Annotated in this window: 8 protein-coding genes; 2 read left to right on the top strand and 6 right to left on the bottom strand. The window is 39.5% G+C overall.

Annotated features, from left to right (window positions below; genetic code table 11):
* Positions 1–150 precede the first annotated feature (150 nt).
* Complete coding sequence (gene mnmA / locus V3564_RS04660; RefSeq protein WP_455480432.1) at positions 151–1,380, top strand: tRNA 2-thiouridine(34) synthase MnmA; 1,230 nt, start codon at positions 151–153, stop codon at positions 1,378–1,380.
* A gap of 49 nt (positions 1,381–1,429) precedes the next feature.
* Here the strand turns inward: mnmA and V3564_RS04655 are convergent, their stop codons facing one another.
* Complete coding sequence (locus V3564_RS04655) at positions 1,430–2,245, bottom strand: TrmH family RNA methyltransferase (protein ID WP_455480431.1); 816 nt, start codon at positions 2,243–2,245, stop codon at positions 1,430–1,432.
* Between the two features lie 790 nt (positions 2,246–3,035).
* Here V3564_RS04655 and V3564_RS04650 point away from each other — a divergent pair.
* On the top strand, positions 3,036–3,944 hold the full coding sequence (locus V3564_RS04650) for a cation diffusion facilitator family transporter (RefSeq protein ID WP_455480430.1): 909 nt from the start codon (positions 3,036–3,038) through the stop codon (positions 3,942–3,944).
* Between the two features lie 75 nt (positions 3,945–4,019).
* Here V3564_RS04650 and V3564_RS04645 read toward each other — a convergent pair whose 3' ends face one another.
* The 5 genes from V3564_RS04645 to V3564_RS04625 all read right to left on the bottom strand — a co-directional run bounded on the left by V3564_RS04645 (position 4,020) and on the right by V3564_RS04625 (position 12,015).
* A complete protein-coding gene (locus V3564_RS04645; protein ID WP_455480429.1) occupies positions 4,020–4,922 on the bottom strand; it encodes a metallophosphoesterase family protein in 903 nt (300 codons plus the stop codon).
* Between the two features lie 253 nt (positions 4,923–5,175).
* Positions 5,176–7,272: a glutamine amidotransferase gene (locus V3564_RS04640; RefSeq protein ID WP_455480428.1), complete on the bottom strand. Its 2,097-nt coding sequence runs from the start codon at positions 7,270–7,272 to the stop codon at positions 5,176–5,178.
* Positions 7,269–10,076: a DUF4159 domain-containing protein gene (locus V3564_RS04635; protein ID WP_455480427.1), complete on the bottom strand. Its 2,808-nt coding sequence runs from the start codon at positions 10,074–10,076 to the stop codon at positions 7,269–7,271. Before V3564_RS04635 ends, V3564_RS04640 begins: the two co-directional genes overlap by 4 nt.
* Positions 10,073–10,984 (bottom strand): DUF58 domain-containing protein, encoded by a 912-nt coding sequence (locus V3564_RS04630; protein WP_455480426.1) that lies wholly within the window; start codon positions 10,982–10,984, stop codon positions 10,073–10,075. Before V3564_RS04630 ends, V3564_RS04635 begins: the two co-directional genes overlap by 4 nt.
* On the bottom strand, positions 10,984–12,015 hold the full coding sequence (locus V3564_RS04625) for an AAA family ATPase (protein WP_455480425.1): 1,032 nt from the start codon (positions 12,013–12,015) through the stop codon (positions 10,984–10,986). Before V3564_RS04625 ends, V3564_RS04630 begins: the two co-directional genes overlap by 1 nt.
* Positions 12,016–12,232 lie beyond the last annotated feature (217 nt).

Below are 12,232 nucleotides of genomic sequence, written 5' to 3'. Positions count from 1 at the left end.
CTTTTTTTGTTTGCAGCCATTTTAAAGAAAATGATGCTGTTGGTTGTGGAAAGGATAAAAAAACAATATAAAAGGACATAGTATAAAAGCAATGAACAGCGCGCATAAGAATATTAACGAATGGATATTCATTAAATAGAGAATAAATACATGTTTTTAAACAGTCTTGATTTACCAGGACGACCTGAGGATTCTCGCATTGTTGTAGCAATGTCGGGTGGGGTTGATTCATCGGTTGTCGCGGGTCTTTTGAAAAAGGAAGGGTATAATGTCATTGGAATTACGTTGCAGCTTTATGATTATGGTGCCGCAACACATAGGGTGGGAGCGTGTTGCGCTGGACAAGATATTGAAGATGCGCGCCGTGTAGCAGAGACATTGGGAATACCTCATTATGTTCTTGATTATGAAAAGCGATTTCGCGAAGCTGTGATTAATCCTTTTGCAGAAAGCTATGCACACGGGGAGACTCCTGTGCCATGTGTAGCATGCAATCAGACTGTCAAGTTTGCTGATTTATTAGCAACTGCGCGCGAATTAGGTGCAGATGCTTTAGCAACGGGTCATTATATTCGCTCGCGTTCCCATGGTGCGCATCGGGCACTCTTTCGTCCTCTTGATACTGATCGCGATCAGAGTTATTTTCTTTTCGCAACCACACAAGAGCAGATTGATTATTTGCGTTTTCCACTTGGGGATCTTTCGAAAGCACGTGTTCGTGAAATAGCAACAGGAATGGGCTTTGTTGTTGCTAATAAACATGACAGTCAGGATATTTGTTTTGTTCCGCAAGGAAAATATTCTGATGTTATCACAAAATTGCGTCCAGAAGCCATCAATCCTGGAGTTATTGTGCATATCGATGGACAGGTTTTAGGAAAGCATTCGGGAATTGTTAATTATACTGTTGGTCAACGCCGTGGTATTGGTGTTGCAACGGGTGAAGCGCTTTATGTGGTTTATCTTGATGTGGAAAATGCGCGTGTTATTGTTGGCCCGCGTGAAATGTTGGAAACACATAAGCTCTTTTTGCGTGATGTAAATTGGCTTGGTGATGAGCAGTTGGATAATTTTCCTTCCGGTGGCGTTGAGGTCGCTGTGAAAGTGCGTTCAACACGTCCTCCCCATCTTGCTCGCGTGCATTATAAAAAAGGTGTTTTTTCTGTTGAACTTTTAGAACACGAAAATGGCGTGGCACCAGGACAAGCTTGTGTTCTTTATGATGGCAATGACGATGGAGCACGTGTTCTTGGGGGAGGATTTGTGACTCATTCAGAACGTGCCGCTGATACTGAAGCGATGTTGAAGCGCGTTTTGTGTAATCTGGAAACAAACGCTTCTGCTTCCTCTGAATTTAAAACGACTGCTTCTTATAAATAAAATGATACACATGATGGGATGTTTTTTATAACTTAGAGTGTTATCGTCTTTAGTGAAGTTTATCAAAGTCAGTAAAATGGGCGAGTGCAATACCTGATGCTGTGGCAACATTGAGGCTATCAAAGCCGTGAGCCATAGGAATACGTAACGTTTCTGATTTTTGTAGTATATGGGTTGGCAGGCCATCACCTTCTGTTCCTAAAATAAGTGCTGTCCTTTTTGTTGTTTTTGCTTGCTTGAGAGTGCATGGGGCAGAGGGGGAAAGTGCATAAAGATGAAAGTTTGCATCGTTTAGAGTTGCTATAATGTCATTAATATTGGCATCTTGCGTATAGGGTACTTTTAGAACTGCACCAGTAGCAACTCTGATCGATTTGCGATAAAGTGGGTCGCATGAGGTTTTGTCAACGATAATGCCATTACTGGCAAAGGCGGCTGCGTTGCGAAAAATGGCGCCCATGTTATCGTGATTAGAGATACCACATAAAACCAGAATCAAAGCTTTTTCTGGAAGATCTTGTAAAAAGTTTTGTAATGATGGTAGCTTTCTGCGTTCACCAATACCGAGTATCCCACGATGAACATGGAAGCCTGCAATATCATTCATGACTTTTTGTGGAACACAATAAATGGGACATGTTGGCTGTGTTTTTTCTAAAAGGGGCATAAGTCCAGGAAGGCGTTCTGTCACCATGAGCAGTGAGAGAGCAGAAAATTCTTTCGAATGCAGCAAGGCTGATAATATTACTTTTCCTTCAGCAATAAATTGATGTTGTCGTCCAACAAGATCTTTTTCACGGATTTTTTGATAGTCTCTCAGACGTGGATCATCAGTTTCATAGATTGTTATGATATTCAAACGCATACAAGGCTTTTAATGTTATTTTTTCTAAATTGCCAGATATTAAATATTTGCTTTGTTTTGAATAAAGAGAGGAAAAAAACTCATTATTTTAAATCTATGGTAGAAATTATGTTGACAAAATACAACCATAGGTATAATATAAAAACACTGAATACAGCACAATGTTATTGTGTTGCATCGGGTGCAGGGTTTTGGGTCCCCGCTATTTCCTAAGCTCTGCATATCCTTAATTTGTAAGGGTAAAGAATCTGGGTCCCCAATGCCCAGATTCTTTTTTTGAGATAATTGTTTCTCTTTTTTACTTCTGAAAATTGTTTTTAAATTATTTTAGAAGTCATATTTTTTGATACAGTTAAGGTGTAAGGTTGCAGCAGAATGTAAGTGATCTTTTTGCTGTACGCGATTATGCTATTATATTAATTACTTTGACGCCCATAAAAAGATTGATAAACAGTAGGCATGATGCGTGAGAAAAACAATAAAATGTTTTTTTCAACTACAAGGCTGTGGCAGCATTAAGTTTCTCATAAATTATTAATAATGAGGGTAATGCGTTTGATTTTTCTTAGAGAGTTAATTGTTTCTTTTTTGAGTTATATCCGTGTTACTCTACTCGTTGTATTATATCATATAACCAAGCAGTTATTGCAATAACAATGGTGGGCTATGAGAGTCGTTTATTCTACTGTGAAGCTTCTGTGATATTGAGAAAATATTGGTGACATGCCAAAAATACCATCGGGTATGGTTGAAAGTGTTATCCCTTATTAGTGAAGAAGAGGGTGTGGCTATGAATGTAAAAATTGATATACAAAACTTGACTCTATGCTCTATTTTCGTTGCTTGTATTGTTTTTTCTTTGAAATATTGGGCATATTACCTCACTGGTTCGGTCGCGCTTTATTCTGATGCATTGGAATCAATCGTAAATATACCCGCTGCATTGGCAGCGTGGTGGGCTGTTAAGGTAAGTATGAAGCCAGCAGATCATGATCATCCTTTTGGACATTATAAGGCGGAATATTTTTCTGCGATTCTTGAAGGAATCCTTATCATTATTGCAGCAATTATAATTTTAAGAGAAGCATGGATGGCTCTTTCGACCGTGAAATTATCACAGAAACCCGGAATATGGCTCGTTATTCATCTCGTTGCAAGCGCCATAAATTACATGTGGGGTTTTATGCTTATTCGGCAGGGAAAAATCCACCGTTCACCGGTCCTTAAAGCTGATGGAATGCACTTCATAACAGATGTTTTTACTTCGCTTGCCATTTTAATTGGTCTTGTTGCTTCTTTTATGGGCGGATGGGGCATTTTGGATCCGATTTTAGCAATAATTGTTGCCGTTAATATTCTTTTACAGGGCTGGAAGGTGATTAGTAGTGCTGTTCAAGGGTTAATGGATGTTGGAGTTGAATTGAATGAAACCATGCGGATTCGTGAGCTTATTTCTGCAAATGCACATGGTGCACTTGAAGTACATGATTTGCTTACGCGTGTTGCTGGTAGAGTTACTTTTATAGAGTTTCATTTGGTTGTACCAGCTGCAATGTCCGTAGGAGAAGCACATCAGATTTGCGATAAAATTGAGGCTGTTCTTCAAAAAGAATTTGATAATGTGCGTATTTCTATTCATGTAGAACCTGAAGATGAGGCTAAGCTGCCTCCAGGTACAACGATGATCCCTTTTATATAAAGTTTTTCAATTATATTGTTATTTAAAGGAATATAAACCAAAAGATATTTTGGTTTTTTCTTGTTTTATAAAGTATTAAAGATTGATTGTTTCAGTACACGCCACTTCATTTTTTTGATTTATAAGATTATAACGTTGCAATTGGCAATGCCATTGATGGTGAAAACGCTCAATAGCGAATAAGTTGAAACCTGCAGGTGCTTTTTTATCGCCAAAAGCTTGTGATGCAGAAGCAACACCAACAATAGGGATTTTTCCCGTTGTTCCTTTAATGGTATTCAATGTGGGTAAATGGGTATGGCCGTGAAGGATAAGTTCGCAGCCGTGATGTTTGATAACGTTTAGAAAACGTTCTATACCCCATAATTTTTTATGCCAAGAGGTTGCATGATGAAAAGGGGGGTGATGTATCATGACAACACGAAAAAGATTGCGTGTTGCAGCTTCATTTAAAAGTTGTGATAAAGCTTGCGCTTGCATTTTGCCAAAATAGCCAGAAGCTTGAAAAGGTGGTGTAGCAATAGCTGAAGAAGCACCTATAATGGCGACATTATTGCGAATGCGCATATAAGGAAAGGAAAGAGCGTTTTTTTGAGGGAAGTCGCCTGTGATCCAAGGTTGAAAGAGTGTACATGCCTTTTGGAATGTTCCGCGTACATAGGCGTCATGATTCCCAAATGTTAAAGAAATATTTTGAGGATTGTCTTGGTTAAGCAACCAACTACGTGCTTGTTCAAATTCTTTATCAAGGGCAAGATTAACAAGATCACCAGAGATTACAAGATGGTCAGGATTTATCTTTTTCAGCGTATCCATTAAAGTTTCTAGGACATTTCTTGCCATTTGGCCTTTACGTTTTCTTTTCCAGTTAAGATAGCCGGTAAGGCGTTTCCCAAAAAGTTCAAATAAGCAAGGTTGCGGCAGAGGTGAAAGATGCACATCCGATATATGGGCAAGGTAAAACATAGATGTTAGCATAGCGTTGAAAATAATTTAGGCAATAAAAAAGACTATAAGACAAGCTGATGCATTTTAAATGCAAGAAAGAATTGTGAAATGAGAAAACAGTTTTTCGAAAATATAAGAAAAGCTTGTAGGAAATTTATACTTCATTGGGTTTTGAATGACAAAAAGGTTGTGTGACACTCTGCGTTATTATTTATCTCATCGGTGTATATTTTCTGTAAGATGCGATGCATTTTGAAATTTTGGCATAAACTCTTAGGGCTTTTTAATGGCTTTCACGATACCACATGCTGTTCAACAGTAAAAGACAAGCGAGTAGTGCAAAAAAACCAGAAAATATCGAAAAATAGAAACTATTGATTAAACGGGTTTCCGTTGCTTCTTTAAGAACAATTGAATGAGCAAGGGGAGATGTTGGGCTTTTTTGTGATTGAATCAACTTGATAGGAGGAAGATTAATGCCTTCTTTTCCTTTGTTGTGTAAACGCATGATATATCCACCAGTGTATTTACTGATGGGGGCTAGCTTTTCTTTCGTTGAAATTAAGTCAAATAATTCGAGATTATCGGGCACCTCTACAAAAGAAAGTGCTGTTAAGTCACCGTTTTGGATGGTAAAAACTCCCATTTCATCAGTATTAATAGCTGCTGTAAAAACACCTTCTTTCTCTTTTGTAAGGGTGATATTTTCTTTTTTTCCAGAGGGAAAGGTTACTTCGGCTGATTCTGGATGATCTTTGAGCGTTTGACGACGAATCGTTAAACGATGATGGTTGCTGGTTGCACTTAATTTTTCCTCTTCAAGTTCTGGTTCTTTCATAAGCCAATGGGCAATGCGACGGTAAAGAGCTGCATAAGGGCCCCCACCTTCGAAACCTCTTGCCCAAAGCCAACTTTCGTCAGAAAGCAACATGCCTACACGTCCTTTTCCAACATGGGAAAGAAGTAAGAGTGGCTGTTCATCGGCTCCTTTCATGAGAGCAGTGCCTTTGTTTATGTTTTGAATTGCAATTTGTCTTAGCCATTGCCCCCATTGAGAGGCTGGGTAGGTAGAGGTTGCAAGACCACGCGTAACAGGATGACGTTCACCTTCTTTGGTTAACTTAGGACGAAAAGGCTTTTGAATAATAACGCCATTGGGTAATGCGGGTAAGATGCTGATTAAAGGCGTTTTTGCAAGTGAGTTTTGTTGAGTAAACTCAGGTCCTGTTATCATTAGCAATGCACCACCCTTTTGTACATATTGGGCAATATAATCGTAGTAGATTAATGGAAGAACAGCAGAATGTTGGTAGCCATCAAGAATGATGAGATCAAAATTATCAATTTCTTCAACAAAAAGCTTTCTTGTAGGAAATACCACAAGTGACAATTGGCTTAATGGCGTATTATCCGTTTTGTTTGGAGGACGCAAAATAGTAAAATGAACAAGATCAATATTGGAGTCACCTTTCAAAAGATCACGCCATGTCCGTTCACCATTGTAAGGCGCGCCTGAAATAAGAAGAACACGTAAATTTTCTCTGATTCCTTCAATAGTCGTTATCGCGCGGTTGTTCTCAAAGCTCAGTTCACCTTTGCGTTCATCCGTTGTAACTTGGATAATATTCTTTTCAGCATGAGGAAGAGTGATGTCAGTTTGAAAAATGACGCCAGGAGTAACAGAATAATGACCTACTTCTTGTCCATTAACACTTACAGTAATGTTTGCTTGCGTTGGTAGAGATTCTTGAGGCTTTCCTTTATCTTCTAACAGGATGGAGAGCGTTTGTGGTTTATTGATAAGGGCAAAGCGAGGAGGAGAAATAATTTTGATTTGGCGGTCAAATTCATCTGAACTCCCCGTGATAAGAGCATTGATAGGTGCTTTATGGTGAAGATCTGATAATGGGGGAACATCATGTACTTGTCCATCGGTGATAAAAACTGTTCCTGCATAACGAGATGATGGTACATCAGATATAGCTTGTGTTAAAGCATTAAACAAATTCGTTGAGGGAGCATATTGATTATCAGCAAGTTTTCCAGCATCAATAAAGCGTGGTTCAAATTGTGGATAATGCGCCAATGTATTGGTTAATTGTGCGCGTGCTTCGTCACTATCATTTGTACGTGTTCCAAATGTTTGGCTTTTGCTGCGATCAATTACAATACCTACTGTGCTCTTAAGTGGTTCACGTTGTTCATTTATAATCATTGGGTTAAGCAAAGCAAGAATGAGTGAGGCTAATGCCATGAGACGCAATAAAGATCCTTGACGTTGTGTAACGAGGCCAATAATTACAAAAAGGATGGATATCCCTCCTAATAAGAAAATCCAAGAGAGAGGCAGAAAAGGCTGAAAAGTGAGAAATGGTATCATTGCCTTCTTTCTCTTTTAAAGCGTTCTAAAAGTGCTGGAACATGAACCTGGTCAGCTTTATAGTTTCCTGTAAGCACATAAATAACAATATTTAATCCTGTGCGAAATGCCCATAGACGTTGCATCGGATCATTGGGAATCAGTGGATATTTCCACATACCTTTTTCGTCTAGTGCCCAAGCGCCAGCAAAGTTATTCGCGGTGATTAGGAGAGAACTTACATTATCATCGGTAGCAAGAAAACTTTTGTTTTTTTTATTTGTTGATGATGATTCAACCCATAAAGGTGAGCCACGATAGAGGCCGGGAAAATCTGGCATAATATAAAAAGAACGCGCAACAACGTGATCAGTTGATGCTGGCTCAATGGCTGGAATATTTAATCCCTTTAAGATGGTTCGTAATCTTTGTGTAGCTGGGGTGGCAGCTCCTTTAAGATTAAGGTTGGTATTTATCTGATCCCGTGTATCAAATAAAATAGTGCCTCCATGTTTCATAAAGGCGTTTATTTTTTCAAGGCTCTTTTGTGTTGGTACAGGACTGTTAGCATCAATCGGCCAGTAAATGAGAGTATAGAAAGCGAGTTCATCTTTATCGAGATCAAGTGCTATTACAGAGCCAGGTGAAAGCATCGTGCGTTCTGCGATAAATTGACTCAACGCTTCTAGACCACTCTTACTCGTTGTATCAATTTCATGGTTATGAGTTACAACATAAGCAAGATGTGTACTGCCAGCTGCTTGTACTATGGTCTCATTATGATCTTCTGTGCCTTGTGCATGAACTGTTGATACATATGAAAACAAGATGGTAAGACCTATTGTAAGGGAGAGAAAAAGGAACATATTTCTTCGTCGGTTGAGAAAAAAAGCGCTTCCCATCCATAAAACTAAAAAATTGTCAAAAGAAAATAACAAGATGGCTAATCCTAAAAGTGGACCAATAAGATGTTTTTCTTTTGTATCATAAGATAAGGGACTTTTACTCAGGGAGGGGAGCAATGATGATTGTTTCATCAAGTGCGATGAATGATTTAAGAGATTGAGTGCATAAAAATTATTTTTTACGCCGTAAAATCCAGGTGGGGTACGATAAGAGGGAAGGGGTGGATCTTGGGTATCAAGAACCAATGGAACAACATAAGAGGAAGGCGTTTGCAATTGTCCGTCAGCGGTTATTGTTCGCCAAGGTTTTTTTATTGTTTTTCTTTTTTCTATGTGTGTTGGGTTCGTATTTTCATAGGAACTTAATGTGATTAGTTTTTGCAGCATTTGTGCAAAAAATCCAGAAAGAGGGAGATTTGACCATGTAGGGTCGGGAGCAATATGAATAAGAATGAGTGTTCCCTTACCACGACTAGCTGCTGTAATAAGGGGTGTTCCATCAGAAAGACTGAGCCACGTTTTTTCAAAAAGATCTGGGGTTGGTTCTGCTAGGATTTGGCGTGAGACGGTAACATCTTCTGGAAAAGGAAGATCAAAGAAAAAGCTATTTTTTGCAAAAGGCGCAAGTTTTTGCGGTTTTGTCCAAGACATAATACTTCCAAGCAAACGTTTACCAGGACGCAGCGGTACTGGAAGTAGGCTATCATAGTGTTCTGCGGTACTCAGATTCTCTCCTGCAAAGCGGATGAGTGTTCCCCCTTTATTTACAAAATCAGAGAGTTTTTTTTCCGCCTCTTCTGACATGTTAATAATATCACCCATAATGAGAACAGATGGATTTTGTTTGAGCAAGTGATCAATATCAGTTGAAAGCTCTCTTCCACCGGCTGTTATAAGCTGTGTATGATCTTGTAATGCTTTGATAATGTAGTAAAACGGAGAAAGCAAAGGCTGTACCATTTCATTGGTATTTGGTGAGAGGAGAGCAACGCGGCTTACTCTATTATGGCTATTCACTAAGAAGGTAGCAGCAGCATGGGCTTGGTTGTCGATTTTTATCCAAGCAATATCATTGCGTAGTTCAAGTGGTACTTTAAAAGGAACAAGCGTCTTTGTTTCTCCCTCAAGGAAGTTTGTTGTAAATCGGCCGAGAAGTTGATTGTTTGAATCATAAAGGCTCAGCGTGGCTGGAGTTTCGTCATGTGTTGTTGAACGGATGACGCGTGCTGCCATGTTTCCATCGTTATTTTCTATTGCCGTTATGCCGGTTAAATCGGAAATATCAGCTAAGTACCATAAGAATGTTTTGGGTTTTAACTGTTCAATAAGAGCAAAAGTTTGATCATCTTCACTTGTTTGTAGTCCATCACTTAAATAAGCAATATCAAGAGATTCACCTTTGGTTATTTCGATCAGTTTTTTTAGTGCATGCATACGATCGACAGGCCAAGGGCGGGGTTGCAAATGCATTAACTGTTGTTTTGTGGCTCTCACAGAGAGAGGACCCATATTGGAGGTATCATTTTCAGCTGTCGCAAGAAAATAAACATCCTTGTGCTGTTTTGCTGCTTGTGCAAGGAGAGTTTCAGCAATGGAAACACGTTTTTTCCATTCTTTCGCCGATGCCCATCCATTATCGATAATGAGTGCAAGTGGTTGAGATCCGGAAAGTATAACTGGCTTTTCATTCCAAGTGGGCTGTGCCAAAGCAATAATAATGATTGCTGCTATAGTTAACCGTAACAACAGTAACCACCAAGGTGTATGGTTTGCGGTCTCCTGCTGATTGGTTGATTTTGGTAGAAAGCGCAAAGGAGGAAAAAGTTCTTTACGCGGGGATGGAGGTGTCATCCGCAACAGCCACCAAATGATCGGTAAGGACAAAAGCCCGAGTAGCAGTAGAGGGGTGGCAAAACTCAAAGTACCCTCCTGATGTAAGATGGAGAGGTGCTAATTCTATTTGCGATATGCAAAATGGTCTCTGTTAAGGGTTTGTCGGTTTTGCTTACGTGATAAGTCCATCCTTGGCGTGAGCAAAAATTTGCTAGTTCTTGTCTTCTTGCTTTATACAGCTTACAATAGTGCTCGCGAAGATTTTCTGCTTTTCCGAAAACGTGTTTTTCTTTCGTTTCAGGATCAAAAAATTCTGTACGACCTCTGTAGGGAAAGTTTTCTTCTGCGGGATCAGAAACTTCAATTAAATGAGCTGTGACCTGTTTTGTGGATAAAATGTTTAAATGTTGGATGATCTTTTCAGGATAATCGAGAAAGTCGCTCATTATAATGGCGTGTGAAAAGCGCGTAACAGTTGAAAAGTCTGGAAATGAATTTTCATCTGAATGATTTGCTAACGCTAAAGCCATGCGCTCTATTACATTGGATGCCATTGTGGGGGGCATTAAGTTGGGGATAGCAATATTTTCGCCGCTGCGTGCAAGAAGTATTGCCAATGCAAGAGTAAGAATGATGCTATGATTGCCTTTAGAGATTTTGGAAAAGTGTGAACAGTAATGCATAGAAGCGCTCTGATCAGGCCAAAGCCAAACTGTCTGCGTTATTTCCCATTCGTGTTCGCGTAGGTAAGTATGTTCATCACGTGCGGAACGACGCCAGTCAATGCGTGTAATGGATTCCCCTTCAACGTAAGGGCGAAATTGCCAGAAACTTTCTCCGTTACCACGTTGGCGTCGACTATGCTGTCCGGTTATCAGTGTATTGGCTATAAGCCGTGCCTGTAAAAGAAAATCTGGCATATTTGCAGCATCTTTATAAAGCTTAGCAGCAAGTGACATTGGGGGGGTCTTTGAAACTTTTTTGCCAATAGCCATCACAGGACGTCTTTCACGAGATTACTGATAACATCTTTTATGGTTATATCTTCAGCACGTGCAGAAAAATTGAGTGCCATGCGGTGTTGCAACACGGGGTAAGCCAATGCTTCAACATCATCAAGTGATGGAGCTAAACGTCCATAATAAAGAGCACGGGCACGGACACAAAGTGAAAGTGCTTGTGATGCTCGTGGACCAGGCCCCCAAGCAACATAAGTGTTCGCAAGAGTGTTATCTTGATGAGGACGAGCGGAACGAACGATCTTTAAAATGGCTTCTATAACATTTTCCGAGATAGGCATTTTGCGAACGATCTTTTGAATTTTTTTCAGTTTTGTGGCTGATAAAATCGGTTTTGCATTTTGTTTTTTTTCTCTCGTTGTTTCTAAAATGATACGCCGTTCTGTGGTTAGGTCAGGATAGTCAATATCGATTTGCATCAAAAAGCGATCCAGTTGCGCTTCAGGAAGCGGGTAGGTTCCTTCCTGTTCAAGAGGATTTTGGGTTGCAAGTACATGAAAAGGTTGTGGCAAATCATAACGGGTACCAGCAACAGTGACATGGTATTCTTGCATGGCCTGTAAAAGAGCTGATTGCGTGCGGGGAGAAGCACGATTAATTTCATCGGCCATAAGAAGTTGCGTGAAAATAGGGCCCTGAATGTAGCGGAAAGAACGTTTACCACTCTTATCGGAATCCATAATTTCAGAACCGATAATGTCCGATGGCATTAAGTCAGGCGTGAATTGGATGCGTTTTTCATCAAGTCCTAATACTGTTCCCAATGTTTCAACAAGACGCGTCTTAGCAAGCCCTGGAGCACCGACAAGAAGAGCGTGTCCACCAGAAAAAATAGCTATTAAAGCATATTCAATCACATGATTTTGTCCAAAAATAACTTTGTCAATTTCTCGTTGTAGAATATCCAATTCTTTGTGGATTGTATCAATATTATCAATAATCACTTGGGCTTCGTTATTGATATTGGCCTTTTTCGTAGAATTGGATGATGTATCACGTTGACTCATATTTCTTCCTTAAGGCGTTTGTCGCAAAATCGATGATTTCTTCTATATGATAATATATATTCTATAATTTGTAGCAGAAAATGAGAAGAAAAGAAGCGTAATATGCTGTTTTTTTAATATTCGTACACAGAGAGAAAAACTTATTTGGAATAAACAGGTGTGCTATATAAGGAATGTTCTGGAAATATTGTTCTATGAGGAGGGCAGTTTAAGGCGA

It is taken from the genome of Bartonella sp. B12(2025) (genome assembly GCF_053795135.1).
Note: the sequence above shows the minus strand (reverse complement) of the source record. Positions and strands in the feature narration are given on the sequence as shown.